The organism is Kineosporia rhizophila (assembly GCF_021277265.1).
GTDB classification, from domain to species: domain Bacteria; phylum Actinomycetota; class Actinomycetes; order Actinomycetales; family Kineosporiaceae; genus Kineosporia; species Kineosporia rhizophila.
In genome coordinates this window covers 189,807-205,028 of sequence record NZ_JAJSOH010000011.1, presented here as the reverse complement: position 1 = coordinate 205,028, position 15,222 = coordinate 189,807, and the positions used below count along the sequence as shown (strand labels likewise).

At 69.9% G+C, this 15,222-nt stretch carries 14 protein-coding genes; 4 read left to right on the top strand and 10 right to left on the bottom strand.

Going from position 1 to position 15,222, the window contains the following annotated elements; genetic code table 11:
• Positions 1 to 22: 22 nt before the first annotated feature.
• On the bottom strand, positions 23 to 2,521 hold the full coding sequence (locus LWF15_RS18145) for a pectinesterase family protein (protein WP_232812034.1): 2,499 nt from the start codon (positions 2,519 to 2,521) through the stop codon (positions 23 to 25).
• Between the two features lie 196 nt (positions 2,522 to 2,717).
• On the opposite strand from LWF15_RS18145, the gene LWF15_RS18140 reads away from it, so the two are divergent.
• On the top strand, positions 2,718 to 4,799 hold the full coding sequence (locus LWF15_RS18140; protein ID WP_232812033.1) for a sigma-70 family RNA polymerase sigma factor: 2,082 nt from the start codon (positions 2,718 to 2,720) through the stop codon (positions 4,797 to 4,799).
• On the opposite strand, the gene LWF15_RS18135 is transcribed toward LWF15_RS18140, so the two are convergent.
• Complete coding sequence (locus LWF15_RS18135) at positions 4,783 to 6,078, bottom strand: aspartate aminotransferase family protein (RefSeq protein ID WP_352396611.1); 1,296 nt, start codon at positions 6,076 to 6,078, stop codon at positions 4,783 to 4,785. The genes LWF15_RS18140 and LWF15_RS18135 overlap by 17 nt on opposite strands.
• 11 nt (positions 6,079 to 6,089) lie before the next feature.
• Positions 6,090 to 6,740, bottom strand: a complete 651-nt coding sequence (locus tag LWF15_RS18130; RefSeq protein ID WP_232812031.1) for a TetR family transcriptional regulator — start codon at positions 6,738 to 6,740, stop codon at positions 6,090 to 6,092.
• Between the two features lie 98 nt (positions 6,741 to 6,838).
• Here LWF15_RS18130 and LWF15_RS18125 point away from each other — a divergent pair, with 98 nt between their 5' ends.
• Positions 6,839 to 8,320, top strand: a complete 1,482-nt coding sequence (locus LWF15_RS18125; protein WP_232812030.1) for an MDR family MFS transporter — start codon at positions 6,839 to 6,841, stop codon at positions 8,318 to 8,320.
• Between the two features lie 61 nt (positions 8,321 to 8,381).
• Here LWF15_RS18125 and LWF15_RS18120 read toward each other — a convergent pair whose 3' ends face one another.
• A complete protein-coding gene (locus LWF15_RS18120; protein ID WP_232812029.1) occupies positions 8,382 to 9,038 on the bottom strand; it encodes a hypothetical protein in 657 nt (218 codons plus the stop codon).
• A gap of 281 nt (positions 9,039 to 9,319) precedes the next feature.
• Between LWF15_RS18120 and LWF15_RS18115 the strand changes: the two genes are divergently transcribed.
• On the top strand, positions 9,320 to 9,655 hold the full coding sequence (locus tag LWF15_RS18115) for a hypothetical protein (RefSeq protein WP_269810414.1): 336 nt from the start codon (positions 9,320 to 9,322) through the stop codon (positions 9,653 to 9,655).
• An 84-nt stretch (positions 9,656 to 9,739) separates the two neighbouring features.
• On the opposite strand, the gene fgd is transcribed toward LWF15_RS18115, so the two are convergent.
• The 5 genes from fgd to LWF15_RS18090 all read right to left on the bottom strand — a co-directional run bounded on the left by fgd (position 9,740) and on the right by LWF15_RS18090 (position 13,527).
• Positions 9,740 to 10,732, bottom strand: a complete 993-nt coding sequence (gene fgd, locus LWF15_RS18110) for a glucose-6-phosphate dehydrogenase (coenzyme-F420) (RefSeq protein ID WP_232812027.1) — start codon at positions 10,730 to 10,732, stop codon at positions 9,740 to 9,742.
• Positions 10,733 to 10,813: 81 nt separating this feature from the next.
• Entirely contained in the window at positions 10,814 to 11,410 is a 597-nt protein-coding gene (locus LWF15_RS18105) for a PH domain-containing protein (protein WP_232812026.1), read from the bottom strand.
• A gap of 75 nt (positions 11,411 to 11,485) precedes the next feature.
• Positions 11,486 to 12,175 (bottom strand): TSUP family transporter, encoded by a 690-nt coding sequence (locus LWF15_RS18100; protein ID WP_232812025.1) that lies wholly within the window; start codon positions 12,173 to 12,175, stop codon positions 11,486 to 11,488.
• 17 nt (positions 12,176 to 12,192) lie between these two features.
• Positions 12,193 to 12,813 carry a peptide deformylase gene (def, locus tag LWF15_RS18095; protein WP_232812024.1) on the bottom strand — a complete coding sequence of 207 codons (621 nt, stop codon included), beginning with the start codon at positions 12,811 to 12,813 and terminating at the stop codon, positions 12,193 to 12,195.
• 12 nt (positions 12,814 to 12,825) lie between these two features.
• Positions 12,826 to 13,527: an HAD family hydrolase gene (locus LWF15_RS18090; RefSeq protein WP_232812023.1), complete on the bottom strand. Its 702-nt coding sequence runs from the start codon at positions 13,525 to 13,527 to the stop codon at positions 12,826 to 12,828.
• A gap of 42 nt (positions 13,528 to 13,569) precedes the next feature.
• On the opposite strand from LWF15_RS18090, the gene LWF15_RS18085 reads away from it, so the two are divergent.
• On the top strand, positions 13,570 to 14,025 hold the full coding sequence (locus LWF15_RS18085; protein ID WP_232812022.1) for a DUF6194 family protein: 456 nt from the start codon (positions 13,570 to 13,572) through the stop codon (positions 14,023 to 14,025).
• A gap of 14 nt (positions 14,026 to 14,039) precedes the next feature.
• Here LWF15_RS18085 and LWF15_RS18080 read toward each other — a convergent pair whose 3' ends face one another.
• Positions 14,040 to 15,194 carry a PQQ-dependent sugar dehydrogenase gene (locus LWF15_RS18080; protein WP_232812021.1) on the bottom strand — a complete coding sequence of 385 codons (1,155 nt, stop codon included), beginning with the start codon at positions 15,192 to 15,194 and terminating at the stop codon, positions 14,040 to 14,042.
• Between the last annotated feature and the right edge of the window lie 28 nt (positions 15,195 to 15,222).

Below are 15,222 nucleotides of genomic sequence, written 5' to 3'. Positions count from 1 at the left end.
ACTGGGCTCCTGAACTGGGCTCCTACTGCCCGATGTTCGCCTGCGGGCCTGCGTAGGTCTTCACCAGCGCGGGCACGTCCTTGGCGGCGTCGAGCGTGTACTTGTAGAAGTCACCCGGCTTGAACGTGGTGCCGACGGTCTGCTGCTTGCCGGTGCAGCTGGAGCAGACGTTGCCGCTCGCGCTGACCGAGGCGGTGCTGTCGCCGGCGTAGTACGGGTTGTTGACCTTCTCGAAGTAGCTGTTCTCCACCACCATCTTGGTCTTCCCGCGGGCGTTGTTGCCGTACGACTTCACGTTCTGCAGGTAGTTGTTGTAGAGGTGGGCGTACTGCACGTTGTCCACGCTGGGGTTGCGCTGGTTCACGTCGAAGAGCCAGTTGTGGTGGATCGTGATCCGGGCGGTGACGTTCTCGGTCCAGCCGATCCCGAAGTTCTTGTTGTGCCCGCCCAGCTTGTTCCACGAGACGGTCAGGTGGCTGGTGTCCTTACGGCTGTCGATCGCGCCGTCGTTGACCTTGGTGATGTCGTTGTGGTCGATCCAGACGTGGTCGGCGGTGTCCATCTGGATGCCGTCGTAGTCGTAGTCCTTGTCGTCCGGGTCGTCCTGGGCCATCTCGGTCTCGCCGATGGTGAGGTTGCGCACGATCACGTTCTTCACGCCGGCCTTCAGGATGATCCCGCCGTTGAGGATCTTGCCCTTGGTGCCGACCCCGATCAGGGTCTTGTTCGAGGTGACCGGGATCTCGTAGCCGTAGGTCGGAACCTTCACCGTGGCCGCGATCTTCACCACGTACGGGTCGGCCGAGGTGGCGTACTTCACCAGGTCGGCGTAGCTGCTCACGGTCACGGTCTTGCCCGCGGCGCCACCGGTGGTGCCGCCGTCGGTCGAGGCGAAGCCGTCGGCCGTGTTGGACCAGGTCTTCCCGGCCGAGGACGAGGTGGTCGCCTTGGTCGTGCTGGTGGTGGTCGTGCTGGTGGTCGTGCTGGTGGCCGCCGAAGCGGTCGGGACGGCCTTGCCCACCGGGCTCCAGCCGTCGGAGCCGGCCAGGTACTTCTGCGGGGTGTAGTCGGCCGCCTGGCTGTCACTCAGCTGCGGGCGGTTGCTGTTGGTGGTGGCCCCGGCGCCGGTGTTCCTGTACTCGTGGAACCGGGCCTTCTGCCAGGTGTTGCCGGACATGTCGGTCCACGGCTGCGCCGTCTTGATGGTCGCCGAAAGGCTCGACTCGCGAACCAGGACCTGACCGGCCGGGCCCCACGGACGTCCGAAAGTAGTGGTGTTGTTCGTGGCGCCGGTGATCTTGGACTTGTGGATCAGGAAGCCGTACTTGTTCGCGGCATCCGTCTTCGCCGCGGTGAGCGGGCCTCCGGTGGAACGCTTCTCGTAGATGTCCGAGGCGTCGAAGACCGCGGTGCCGCCGCCGAAGATGAAGTCGACGGTGCCCTCGACGTACGACTTGGCGAAGTACGAGCGGCCCGAGTTGATCAGCAGGGTGTCCTGGTCACCGAGCACCCGGACGTTGCTGAATGCGGCCCGGTCGGCGTTCACGTTGAGCGCGACCGCCTGGTGCCCGTCGGCGGTCGAGGTCTCGTCGAAGTCGTTGGAGAAGGTCAGGTTCGCGGCGGTGAAGTCGGCGCCGTTGACGAACACGGTGGCGCTGCCGCTGGTGCCGTAGGCGCCGGCGTGGTGGTTGTTGACGATCACCACGTCCTTGGCCGAGGCCCCGGTGCCGGCCAGCGAGACGAACGGCTTGTCCTTGGGCACGGTGACGATCTCGCGGTAGGTGCCCGGCTTGATCGTGATGGTGACCCGGCTCTTGTTGCCGGTGCTGACCGCGTTGATCGCGGCCTGAACGGTCTTGTACTTGCCGCTGCCGTCGGCGGCCACGGTGGCGGTGCCGCTACCGGTGCCGTTGCCGGTGGAAGGGGCGGACGTGGTGGTGCCCGGGGTCGGGGTGGTGGTGCCGCCGGCCGCCTTGAGCGTCCACTGCATGCGGTTGTTCGTGGTGCAGGTGTCCTGGACCACGGCGGCCGCGGAGGCGGTCGAGCCGTCCTTGACGCTGATGCAGAGTCCGGAGCCCACGTTGACCAGCTGGTACCCGTCGCCGCTGGCCTTCGTGGTCCAGAGCTGGTTGGACTGGCCGGAGGCGCAGCCCCACTGCTGAAGCCGCAGGCCGGCGGTCTTCGCCCCGCCCGGGACGTCGATGCACTGGCCGCTGCTGACGTTCTGCAGCCAGTACTGGGAGGAGCCGCGGTCGGTGAGCCTGAACTGCTGCCAGGTGCCCGCGCTGCACCCCCACTGCTGGAGCTGGGTGCCGGCCGTCGAGGAGGCCCCGGGCACGTCGACGCACATCGAGCTCTTGGCGTTGACCAGCGCATAGGTGCCGCCGGCGGTCGGGTTCGCGGCGTTCGAGGGCAGCATCTGGCTGCCGATCAGCACGGCCGCCCCGACCGTGGCCAGGCCTGCGGTCAGGAGGGTGTGGCGCTTTCGCAGTCGCTTCAGCGACTGCCGGAGTGCGGGCATGACAGGGATGTCCTCTCGGGATGGAACCGGTGGTGATCGTCCCGGCGTAGGAGTAGTCGCGGTCCCGAGAGGGCGATAACAGAAATCCGAAGAACTACTTCGGGCAACCAATGGTGGACGAGTTGTGGTTTGCTCCCGGCGGATCGGCTGTGTCAGGATCGGCGCCGCCGAAAAGGCCGGTCGGAGGGCACCAATCATGGACGCAGGGGTCGGCACCGAGAGTTCCGAGCTGGTGCGGCTGGCCCAGGCCGGTGACCGGGCGGCGCTGGACGAACTGGTCGGGACCTGCCTGCCGCTGATCTACAACGTCGTCGGCCGCGCCCTGAACGGCGACAGCGAGGTGGACGACCTGGTGCAGGACACCATGGTCGGGATCATCCGCGGTCTGCCCGCCCTGCGGGAGCCGGGCCGGTTCCGCTCGTGGGCGGTGACCATCGCCTACCGTCGGCTGCAGGAGCACTACCGCCGGCGCTACCGCTCCCGGCCGCGCGCGTCGGCCGCCCCCGATCCCGACTTCTCCGACATTGCCGACCCGCAGGCCGACTTCGCCGAGCGCACGGTGACCGAACTCGCCCTGAACGACCAGCGGCGGGAACTGACCCGGGCCGCCCGCTGGCTGGAACCGGGCGACCGGCAGCTCTTCTCGCTCTGGTGGCAGGAGGCGGCCGGCGAGCTGAGCCGGCCCGAGGTGGCCACGGCGCTGGAGACCACGCCGCAGCAGGCCGCCGTCCGGCTGCAGCGGATGCGCGAGCGGCTGGACGGTTCCCGGGCGGTGATGCGCGCCCTCTCCGCGCAGCCGCGCTGCCCGGAGCTGGACAAGCTGGTGAAGGGCTGGAACGGGCAGGTCGACTCGCGCTGGCGCAAGCGCCTGTCCCGGCACACCCGGGACTGCCCGCAGTGCCGCCGTCATGGGCAGGACCTGGTGCGGCCCGAGGCCCTGCTGCAGGGCGTCGCCCTGGTGGCGGTGCCGGCCGCGCTGGTGGCCAAGGTCGGCGGCATCCTGTCCACCGGCGCCGAGGTCTCCTCGCTGGGTCCAGTTTCTGCTGTCCTGCACAGCTTCACCGGCAAGGCTGCGATCGTGGGCACGGCCGCGGCAGTCACCCTGGGCGGGGTCACCTACCCGTTGTGGAGCAGCTCCCCCGAAAGCCCGCCACCCACCCGAAGTGCCGCTCCGGCTCCGAGTCCGCAACCCTCGTCCATAGTTGTGACCCCAACGCCGGATGCGGTTTCCACCAGCGTGGCACCGTCTCCGAAGCCGACCAAGCGCAAACCGCCGGTCTACGCCGGGGTGGCTGCCGCCGACTACTACGTCGCCCCGAACGGGTCGGACGACGGGAACGGCACCCTCGACGAGCCGTTCGCCACTCTGGGCAAGGCGGTCTCCGAGGTCCAGGCCGGGCAGACGATCGCTCTGCGAGGCGGCACCTACCGCCCGTCCGAACCGGTCGGCATCGAGGTCTCCGGCGCCGAGGGCCGGCGGATCACGCTCAGCGGCTACCGGAACGAGCGCCCGGTCATCGACTTCGCAGCCATCCCGCCGGACAAGTGGGGCATCACGCAGACCGGCAGCTTCTGGACGGTGCGCTCACTCGAACTGCGCAACGCCCCGACTCACGCCTACGTGTGCGACTCCTGTCAGCAGAACGACTTCCGCCGTCTGGTGAGCCGGGACAACGGGTCCTCCGGGCTGATGCTGCGCGGCGAGAACACCTCCGGCAACCGCATCCTCGACAGCGACTTCCTGAACAACGGCTCGGGCCTCGGCATCATGTTCGGCAGCGGTGAGGGCAACCTGATCCGCGGCGTACGCGCGGCCGGGAACCAGGCGGACGGCGTGGATCTCGGCGGGTTCGCCGACCCGGTCACGGTGCGCGGGAGCTGGTCCTACCGCAACGGCAACGGTTTCACCTTCGGCGGGGGCGGCACCACCCTGGCCGTGGCCCACGTGCTCACCGACAACGCCGCCTGGGAGAACTCCGGGATCGGGTTCAACGAGGAGGGCAACACCGGCCCGGCCGCCCTCACCGGCAATGTCGCGTTCGGCAACGACGTCACCGGCTTCTACCTGCCCACCGCCGCCGCCCGGCTGAGTGACAACGTGGCGGCGGGCAACCAGGACGACGCGGCCCTCTCCCCCACCGCCGAGGAGACCGAAAATCTCTGGGACGCCGACCCGTCCGTCTTCGTCGAGGTCGACCCGAGCACGGCGGAAGGGGCCCGGAGCAAGGACGGCGGTCTGCCCACCACTCGCTTCCTGCAGCTCAGATCACCTTCCTGAGGGCGTTCTCGAGGATGTCGACGCCGTCGTGCAGATCGGTCTCGTCTATGGTGAGCGGAGGCGCGATCCGGAAGATCCCGCCCATGCCCGGCAGCTGGACGATGTTCATGTGCAGCCCACCCTCCAGGCACGCCTCGGTCACGGCGGCGCCGAGCCGGTCGGCCGGGGCCTTGCTGCGCTTGTCGGTGACCAGCTCCAGACCCTGCAGCAGGCCGCGCCCGCGCACGTCACCCACCTGCTCGTAGCGCTCCTGCAGGCCGAGAAGCCGCTCGCCGAGCACCTTCCCGAGCGCGGCCGACCGGGCCACCAGCCCTTCCCGCTCGATCACGTCCATCACGGCGAGGGCCACGGTGGCGGCCAGCGGGTCCGAGACGTGCGTGGTGTAGAACAGGAAACCGCGCTCGTGACAGGTCTCCTCGACGGCGGCCGAGGTGACCACCGCGGCCACCGGCAGACCGGCGCCGAGGGTCTTGGAGAGGGTGATGATGTCGGGCGTCACCCCGTCGCGCTCGAAGGCGTACATCGTGCCGGTGCGGCCCAGCCCGGTCTGCGCCTCGTCGAGGACCAGCAGCATGCCGCGCTCGTCGCAGTACTGCCGGAGCCGGGCCAGGTAGCCCGGCGGCAGCTCGATGATGCCGCCCGAGGAGAGGATCGGCTCGATCAGGCAGGCCGCGAGCGAGCCCGAGCTCTGCTGGTCGACCAGGCCGAATCCGTAGGCCAGCTCGGTCTCCCAGTCGTAGGAGCCGTCGGCCCGGCGGAACGGTGAACGGTAGGCGTTCGGGGTGGGCAGGGTGAGGTTGCCCGGGACCGCCGGGCCGTAGCCGCGACGACCGGCCGAGTAGGTGGCGGCCGAGGCCCCCGAGGTCATCCCGTGCCAGGACCGGTCGAACGAGACCACCTCGTAGCGGCCGGTGCTGAGCTTGGCCATCTTGATCGCGGCCTCGTTCGACTCCGCGCCGGTGGTCAGCAGCAGCACCCGCTCCAGCGGATCGGGCAGCGTGGCGGCCAGTCGTTCGCCGAACCGGACGACCGGCCGGCTGAGCATGCCGGAGTAGAGGTGGGCCAGCTCGCCGGCCGCCTGGGCGACCGCCTGCACCACGTCCGGGTGGGCGTGCCCCAGCACCGCGCTCATCTGCCCGGAGGTGAAGTCGAGGATGCGCCGGCCCTCGGAGTCCCAGACGTGGGACCCCTTCGCGCGCTCGATGATCCGCGGGGTGAAGCTGCCGCCGTAGCGGATCAGGTGACGCCCGGCCCGGTCCCAGAACTGCTCGTCGGTGATCTCCACACCGATCAGCGTGACAGCTGACCGACCCGCTGGGCAGAGACCGCGTCGTGCATCACAGCGCGGCAGCGCCGGTAGGTCTGCAGCAGGTCGACCGGCCGTCCGGCCTCGATCGCCTCGGCCCAGGTGTCGAGGGCCACCCGGACGGTGGCCCCGGCGTTCTCCACCAGCACCCGTGCGGCCAGCTCGTCGGCGCTGCCGGTGAGCGCGGTGAGGCGGGCGACCAGGGCCTGCAGCCGCTCCTCGTCCAGGCTCAGGGCGGCCGAGCGCAGCGCGGGCTCCGCGCGCATCAGCCGGCGCACCCGCAGCAGCTGACGGCCGGGCTCGCTGCGGCCGTTGTCGAAGGCCTGCAGCACCTCCGTCCAGACCGCCTCGAGCTGGGGCAGCAGCGGTTCGTCCGGCTGCATCGTCGAGACCATCTCCTCGACCCGGTTCTCCAGGTCGCGGTGCGGGACCAGGGCGGCCCGCTCCTTGGTGGCGAAGTAGCGGAAGAAGGTGCGCGGCGAGACCCCTGCCAGCCGCGCGATCTCGTCGACGGTGGTGCCGTCGATGCCCTGCTTCTCGAAGAGCGTCAGAGCCGCCTCGGCGATCTCCTGCTCGGTCTGCGCCCGCCGCCGGTCGCGCAGCGGCGTCAGTTCTTCCCCGTGGTCGTTCGACACGGTCCGATCCTAGAGGAATGACTTCACCCTGTGCCGCGTTGGCAGCCACTGCCATACTGGCTGACAGCCGCATCGGGTAAGAGACGAAGGGTCCGGGTTTGAGCACCGAGTCGACCACCAGCACACCGACGGGGACAGGCGAGGTGAGCGCCCCGGCGGGCGTGCGCACCGGGCCTCTGATCGCCCTCCTCACCGGCGCCGCGTTCGTGGTCATCCTGAACGAGACGATCATGGGCGTCGCGCTGCCCGACCTGATGCTGGAGTTCAGCGTCCCGGCCACCACCGCCCAGTGGCTGACCACCGCGTTCCTGCTGACCATGGCGATCGTGATCCCGATCAGCGGCTGGCTGCTGACCCGGCTGCCGCTGCGCACCGTCTTCGTCGTGGCGATGGGCAGTTTCACCCTGGGCACGCTGATCTGCGCCCTGGCCCCGGTGTTCGGCGTGCTGGTGGCCGGCCGGGTGGTCCAGGCCGTCGGCACCGCACTGATGATGCCGCTGCTGATGACCACCATCCTGAACGTGGTCAGCCCGCACAAGCGCGGGCAGATGATGGGCGTGGTCTCGATCGTGATCTCGGTGGCCCCGGCCGTCGGCCCGACCATCTCCGGCGTGGTGCTCGACCAGCTCACCTGGCGCTGGATGTTCTGGCTGGTGATGCCGATCGCGGTGCTCGCCCTGGCGGTGGGTGCGGCGCTGGTGCGCAACGTGACCGACCCGAAGGCCTCCCCGCTCGACGTGGTCTCGGTGGTGCTGTCGGCGCTCGCCTTCGGTGGCCTGATCTACGGCCTGAGCAGTATCGGCGAGTCGGCCGCGGGCCACACCCCGGTGGCGCCCTGGATCCCGCTGGTGATGGGCGCCCTGGCGCTGGCGGCGTTCGTGCAGCGACAGCTCAGCCTCAAGACACGGGCCCTGCTGGACCTGCGGGCGTTCGCCACGCCGACCTTCTCGATCGCCGTGCTGCTGGTCGCGGTGAGCATGATGGCCCTGTTCGGCACGCTGATCCTGCTGCCGATCTACCTGCAGACCGCGCTCGGCCTCTCCACCCTGGCCACCGGCCTGATCCTGCTGCCGGGCGGTCTGGTGATGGGTCTGCTGGCGCCGGTGGTGGGCCTGCTGTTCGACCGCTACGGCCCGCGCCCGCTGGTCGCGCCCGGCGCCCTGGTGGCCTGCGTCGCCCTGTGGGGCATGACCACGTTCGACATCGGCACCGGGCGGGGTTCGGTGATCGCCGCCCACGTGGTGCTGAGTGTCGGTCTGGCCCTGATGTTCACGCCGTTGCTGACCAGTGCCCTGGGTTCGCTGCCGCACGCGCTCTACTCGCACGGCAGCGCGATCGTGGGCACGGTGCAGCAGGTGGCCGGCGCGGCCGGCACGGCGCTGTTCGTGACGGTGATGACCCGTACCTCGACGGCCGCGCTGGACGACGGCGTGGACCCGCTGACCAGCGTGGCCGACGGGGTGCACGCGGCCCTGATGTGGGGCGGGATCATCTCGGCGGCGGCGGTGCTGCTGGCCCTGTTCGTGCGCAGGCCCAAGCCGGTGGTGGTCGATCAGGTGGTGGAGCAGGACCTGGTCTGATCCCGAGGCACCACGAGAGAGCCCGAGCTGGAAATCGCTTCCAGCTCGGGCTCTCTCGTGCTCAGGCGGCGGCCTTGGCCTCCCACAGCCGGGCGAAGGCCTCGGCCTCGGACCGGGCGTAGGCCGTCAGCATGCGCACGTCGCGATTGCGGCTGAGCGCGAAACCGACCGTACCGGAACGCACGTCGACGATGCGGGGAGTGGCCTCGCAGCCCACCGAGCGCAGCGCCTCGCCCATGATGACCAGGGCACCGTCGGCCGTGGCCTGGCTGAGCCGGGTGGCCTTGAGGTGCAGGAACCAGGCCTCCTGCACGCCGCCCCGGCGCTCGACGATCAGGTGCGGGGCGACGTTGACCCGCAGGTCACGATGCTGCCAAACACCCGACGGGGCACCGAAGACCCGCACCGGCCCGACCCTTCGGCGGATACTGAGCATGCCGGCCCGGATCTCCGCGTAGTGCACCGACTGCCCCCGGCAGCGCCGGTCGGACTCTTCCCGCTCCTCGGACCGGGCCACCGCCAGGTCGAGCTCGGTGCGCAACCGGTCGCCGCGCAGGCCGTTGACCACGGCCGTGACGATCGGGTCGTAGTAGCGCCAGGGATGACGGGTGGGGTCTTCGTACATCGCCCGCAACTGCACCGGAACGCGCCCCCGCCGGGCCCCGGGCGTGCTGATGAACTGGATGATCGACGGAAGGGAGGTCTTGATCTCGGACATCTGCGACTCCTGCCGCTGAAGCGTCACAACCTACCCATATTCTACTCCAGTTCGAACAGATGTTCGAACGATTCGAGCGACGAATGCCAGGTGGCCGTTACCCCGAACAGCCCATCAGGAGCCCCCGGAGACTGCCGAGGAAACATGTCGAGAGCGTCTCGCAGCCGTCCCCGATCGGCTGGGTGCCCCCAGAACCGGGGCACCTCCCAGCTCCACGAGCCCGCCGACGTAGGCCGGAAGGAAATCACGTGTCCAACATCGACACCGTCCTCAAGGAAGCCATGCAGATCGACGGCGCCATCGGCGTCGCGCTCGTGGACCACACCAGCGGCATGACCCTCGGCCAGGCCGGTGGCAACACGCTGAACCTCGAGGTCGCCGCGGCCGGCAACACCGAGGTCGTGCGGGCCAAGCTGCGCACCATGGACGCGCTGCGGCTGCGCGAGAACATCGAGGACATCCTGATCACCCTCGACACCCAGTACCACCTGATCCGCCTTATCACCGACAAGTCCGGCACCGGCCTGTTCCTCTACCTGGCCCTGGACAAGCAGCGCTCGAACCTGGCGATGGCCCGGCACAAGCTGGCCAACCTCGAGCGCACGATGGAGATCTGAGCACTCTCACGTAACTGAACCGACAATGGACGGCCGCGGTACCTACCAGGGCGCCGCGGCCGTCCATTGTCGGTTCAGTTGTTGTCAGAGCTTGCGCAGCAGGGGAACGACGTCCTGGGTGAACTGGGTGAGGAACCGGGACTGGTCGTTGCCCGGAGCGTGGAACACCAGGTGGGTGAAACCGGCCTCGGTGTAGTTCTTCACCGCCGCGACCACCTGCTCCGGGTCGGAAGCCACGATCCAGCGCCTGGCCACCTGCTCGATCGGCAGCTCGTCGGCCAGCCGGGCCATCTCCACCGGGTCGTGCACCGAGGCCTTCTGCTCCGGCGAGAGCGACAGCGGGGCCCAGAAGCGGGTGTTCTCCAGCGCGCGGGCCGGGTCCTCGTCGAACGACAGCTTGATCTCGATGGTCCGGTCGATGTCCGCCTCGGTGCGCCCGGAGGCCTCCAGCCCCTCGCGCAGGGCGGGCAGCAGCGTCTCCTCGTACAGGTCCATGCCCTTGCCCGAGGTGCAGATGTACCCGTCGCCGGCGCGGCCCGCGTACTTGGTGACCCCGGGCCCGCCGCCGGCGATGTAGATCGGCACCGGCTGCTCGGGACGGTCGTACACGGTCGCGTCGTGCAGCCGGTAGAAGTCGCCCTCGAAGGTGACCCGCTCTTCCTGCCAGAGCTGACGGATCAGGCGGACCGCCTCGCGCAGCCGGGCGAAGCGTTCCTTGGGCTCGGGGAAGGGCACCCCCACGGCCGTCTCGTTCAGCGCCTCACCGGCGCCGATCCCGAGGATCACCCGCCCGGGGGCCAGGCACCCCAGGGTGGCGAACGCCTGGGCGATCACCGCCGGGTTGTAGCGCAGCGTGGGCGTGAGCACGCTCGTGCCCAGCTGCACCCGCGAGGTCCGGGCAGCCACCCAGGGCAGCCAGACCAGCGCGGACGGGGCGTGCCCGTCGACGTGGCGCCACGGCTGGAAGTGGTCGGAGATCCAGACCGAGTCCAGGCCCTGGTCCTCGGCCTGAACGGCGAAGTCCGCCAGCTCGGCCGGGGCGAACTGCTCTGCCGACGCCTTGTACCCGAGCTTCACGTTCGACCCCACTGTTCTCTCGGCAACCGTCCACAGCCAACCTAGATCGCGTGGACAGGACCCTCAAGCGCGGGGGGCGGCTCAGGCCTTGCGGCGCCACCAGGCCTGTTCCGGCTCGCTGACCGGCACCCGCGAGCTGCCCCCGCCGGAGCGCTGCACCAGCCGGGGCTCGCCCGGGGCGAAGATCAGCTGCGAGATCTGCTGGTAGTGCAGGTCGGAGTCGGGGATGTAGTTGATCGTGCCCAGCGCCTGGTCCTGACCGGCCGACTCCATCACGAACTTGCCGTAGCCGAGGATCTGCCCGGTGACCGTACGGTCGTAACGCATGTCGGTGACCTTGCTCATCGGCATGATGTCGACCTTGCGGGTGATCACCCCGTGCACCAGCATCAGCCGCTTGTCGGTGGCCACCACCAGCTCCAGCCACCACTCCCAGGCCACGATGATCAGGCGGGACAGCAGCAGCAGCCAGAGCAGGGTGAACGCGGTCTCGACGGAGTCGCCGACCTGGGAGCTGATCGTGGCCAGCACGATCAGCCCGAGCAGGGTGGTGAGGAACGGCTCGGCCAGGACGACCCAGTGCCGGCGCAGGAGGAAGACGACCTGCTCGCTCGGGACCAGGTACCGGTCGAGCTCCTTGGGAACCCCCGGACCGTGCCGCTCAGAATGCCCAGCCATACCGCGGACCCTAGGTTTCCCAAGGGGATAAATCACCCCCTGTTGCAACACGAGTACATGTTGCTGACAGCGGCCTCACGGCCAGGCGGCCCCGAGCAGGGTCAGACCACCGAGAACGGCGATGCCGAGGGTGACCCGCCGCACCAGCACCGGCGAGACCCGGTGCACGAACGGCAGCGACAACGCCATCCCGACGACCAGGCCCAGGCCGGCGCCGCCCATCTCGGCCCACTCCGAACCGCTCGGCAGGCCGACGGCGATCAGGGTGAGCACGTTCAGCGGCAGCCCGAAGGCCTGCAGAGTGGCGCTCATCTGGGCCGGCGGCCAGCCCCGGCTCATCGCGAAAAGCGCCACGGGCGGGCCCGAAGCACCGGCCAGGACGTTCAGCGCGCCACTGACTCCCCCGGCCACCACCGCCCCGCCCGGACGCTCGAAGAATGGCAGCGGCCGGCCGGCGATGCTCACCGCGGTGGCCGCGAGGATCGACAGGCCCGCCACCAGATTGAGCGCAGTGCCCCGCAACAGGTCGCTGAGCAGCAGCATCGGCGGGATCACGAGCGCCGCGGGGACCAGCAGGCGCACCACGTCGGGCCGGCGCACCTGGCCCGGCATCCGCGCGATCACCGACAGGTTGAGCACCGCCGACAGGATCAGCACCGTGCGCAACCCGGCCTCGTGCCCCAGGGTGAGCATCACCAACGGTGAGACCACCAGGGCGAACCCCACACCGGACAGCACCTGGCAGACCGCTCCGAGCGCGACCACCAGGGCTGTTGCGGCGATTACGACGAGGCGCCCTCGGACCAGGCCGGCAGGTCGCCCTTGCGCACCCGGGCCTCGAGCGACTCCAGCACCCGGCTCAGCTCGGGCCCGGCCAGCCGGTCGACGTAGAGCAGGCCGTTGAGGTGGTCGGTCTCGTGCTGCAGGCAGCGGGCCAGCACACCGTCACCGCGCACCCGCAGCGGCTTGCCGTCGATGTCCTGCCCCTGGACCTCGGCCACCCCGGGCCGGGCCAGCGGCGCGTACTCGCCGGGCACCGACAGGCAGCCCTCCTCGTCCTCCACCGGCGGCGTCAGGGCCTGACCGGGCACCGGCACCAGCACCGGGTTGACGATGGCGCCGGTCTGGTACTCGTCGCGGGCGTCGGGGCAGTTGTAGACGAAGACCCGGGCGTCGACCCCGATCTGGTTGGCGGCCAGGCCCACCCCGTTGGCGGCCTCCATGCTGGCGAACATGTCGGCCACCAGCTGGCGCAGGTCGGCCCCGAACTCGGTGACCTCCTGGCAGGGACGGTGCAGCACCGGGTTGCCCCGCATGGTCACCTTGCGCACGGTGCCCTGGGGCAGTGCGGCCTGCTTCACCCAGGCCTGGATGTCGGGATCAACGTCAGTGCTGTCAGTCACCGGCGCATTCTCTTACGGAACTTCGCGTCGGCCCAACTCGGCCGAAAGCAGACCCGGCAGTTCCTTCATGCTGGTGAAGATGTGCGCGGCCCCGGCCTCCAGCAGCCACTCCGGCCGGCTGTGCGAAGGGCTGTCGGGCGGGCAGTAGCCGAACACGGTGGCTCCGGCCGCGACCCCGGCCTGTGTGCCGGAGATGGTGTCCTCGACCACCGCCGACCGGGCCGGGTCGACGCCCAGCGCCGCGGCGGCGGCCAGGTAGACGTCGGGGGCGGGCTTGCTGTGCGGCATCTCCTCACCGCTGAAGATCCGGCCCTCGAACACGTCGAGCAGGCCCACCCGGGCCAGCTGCATCTCGACCTTCCCCCGGTCGGCCCCGCTGGCGCAGGCCACCTTGCCGCCGAGCGCCTGGAACAGAGCTCGCGCGGCCTCGCCGGCGCCGGGGATCTCCTGCAGGCTGATCGCCAGCTCGGCGTCGCGCCGGCGGCGGAACTCGGCCAGCCAGTCCAGGTCGGGGCGGAACCCGGTGTTCTCCTCGATCACCCCGAACTCGTCCTTCAGCGAGCGGCCGACGAACCGCCCGAAGCACTCCGGGGCGCTGATCTGCCAGCCCAGCTCGTGCAGCATCCCCCGGAGCACGCCGTTGGTGATCTGCTCGGAGTCGACCAGCACGCCGTCGCAGTCGAACAGCACGGCCTCGAACGCAGGTTTCAGCACGGTGGGGACGCTAGCAGCGGCCGGTTGTGAAAACCTGGGCGGATGACGCTTGAGGAGATCACCGAGTTCGTCACCTCGCTCGAGGGTGTCCTGGTGCAGCGGCCCACCGAGGGCGACGGCTCGCCGCAGATCGCCTGGGGCGATGTGTTCTTCCACTACTCCCCCGACGGCGAGGCGCCCCGCACCCAGCCGTTCGCCACCATCGTGACCAAGGACTACCCGGACGAGGTGCCCTCGGGCCTGAACCAGCCGGGGGCGTTCCGGGTGAACGTGGGCAGCGGCAAGGACGAGTTCGTGGCCCGGATCGGCCGGGAGCCCCGGGCCCCGGCCGGTGACCTGGAACCGCTCAGCGCCACCGACGACGTGGTGTTCGCCCACCCCACCTACGGCACGCTGGGCTGGCTCGCGGTCAAGAACCCGGGCCCGGCCACCGAGAGCGACCTGCGGGAGCTGATCACCAAGGCCCACTCGCTGGCCCGGGCCCGGTTCGAACGCTGACTACTGATCACCGACTACCCAGCGGCTGGGAAACGAAGGATGCGGTCGTCGCCGTCCTGGACATCGCCTCGTCCGTCGGTGTTCGAAGTGGTGAGCCACAACGAACCGTCCGGGGCAGCCTCGACCGTCCGCAGCCGTCCGTAGTCTCCTTCGAAACGCGCTTCCGGCTCACCGGTCTCACCGCCGGTGAGCGGAACCGTCCACAGACGTTCGCCCCGCAGCGCGGCAACGAAGAGCATGTCTCCGGCGATCGCGATGCCGGACGGCGAGGCCTCGTCGGTCGACCAGGTCACCAGCGGATTGGTGAAACGCCCGCCGTCGGTGTCTCCTTCACCCTCGACCTCGGGCCAGCCGTAGTTGCGGCCCGGCTCGATCAGGTTCACCTCGTCGAGCTCGTTCTGCCCGAACTCCGCGGCGAACAGCCGTTCTTCGGCGTCCCAGGCCAGCCCCTGCACGTTGCGGTGGCCGGAACTGTAGACGGGTGAGCCGTTCTCCGGATTGCCGGGCGCCGGTTCACCTTCCGGCGTCAGCCGCAGGATCTTGCCGTTGACGCTCTGCTGGTCCTGCGAGGTGGCCGTGTCTCCCGCGTCTCCGGTGCCCACGTAGAGCAGGCCGTCGGGGCCGAAGGCGATCCGGCCGCCGTTGTGGAACGTGTTGCGGGCGATGCCGTCGAAGATCACCTCCGGCTTGCCCCCGTCCAGCTGGAACCGCACGATCCGGTTGTCGCCGGAGGCCGTGTAGTAGGCGTAGACCGTCTCGTCGGAGTCGTACTCGGGTGAGACGGCCAGCCCCAGCAGGCCGCCCTCACCCTCTGCACTCACGCCCGGAACCTCGTAGACCGGTTCCGGCGCACCGCCTTCGGCCGGTATCCGCAGAACCCGCGCCGAGTCCCGCTCGGCCACCAGGGCGTCACCGTTCGGCAGGAACGCCAGCCCCCAGGGCACCTCGATGCCCGTCGCCACTTCTTCGGGGCTGCTCAGGTCGATGGCGACCGAACCGATTGAGGACGTCTCGGGAGCCTGGGTGGCCGGCGCCGCCTGGGTGGTGGTCGCCGGGGGCGACGCGGCGGACTCCGATTCGTCGTTCTCGGCGCCGCACCCGGCCACCCCCAGCACCAGCACGCCGGCGGCGAGTCGTCGGGACCACAGTTTCACGTCGGTGTCTGCCACCGCCCCAGTTCATCAGACGGCGGCGAAA

What these genes read in the sequence shown, in the direction of transcription:
- LWF15_RS18145 (WP_232812034.1), bottom strand. Translation starts at nt 2,521, where the DNA reads ATGCCCGCACTCCGGCAGTCGCTGAAGCGACTGCGAAAGCGCCACACC.
- LWF15_RS18140 (WP_232812033.1), top strand. Translation starts at nt 2,718, where the DNA reads ATGGACGCAGGGGTCGGCACCGAGAGTTCCGAGCTGGTGCGGCTGGCC.
- LWF15_RS18120 (WP_232812029.1), bottom strand. Translation starts at nt 9,038, where the DNA reads ATGTCCGAGATCAAGACCTCCCTTCCGTCGATCATCCAGTTCATCAGC.
- LWF15_RS18115 (WP_269810414.1), top strand. Translation starts at nt 9,320, where the DNA reads ATGCAGATCGACGGCGCCATCGGCGTCGCGCTCGTGGACCACACCAGC.
- LWF15_RS18105 (WP_232812026.1), bottom strand. Translation starts at nt 11,410, where the DNA reads ATGGCTGGGCATTCTGAGCGGCACGGTCCGGGGGTTCCCAAGGAGCTC.
- LWF15_RS18085 (WP_232812022.1), top strand. Translation starts at nt 13,570, where the DNA reads ATGACGCTTGAGGAGATCACCGAGTTCGTCACCTCGCTCGAGGGTGTC.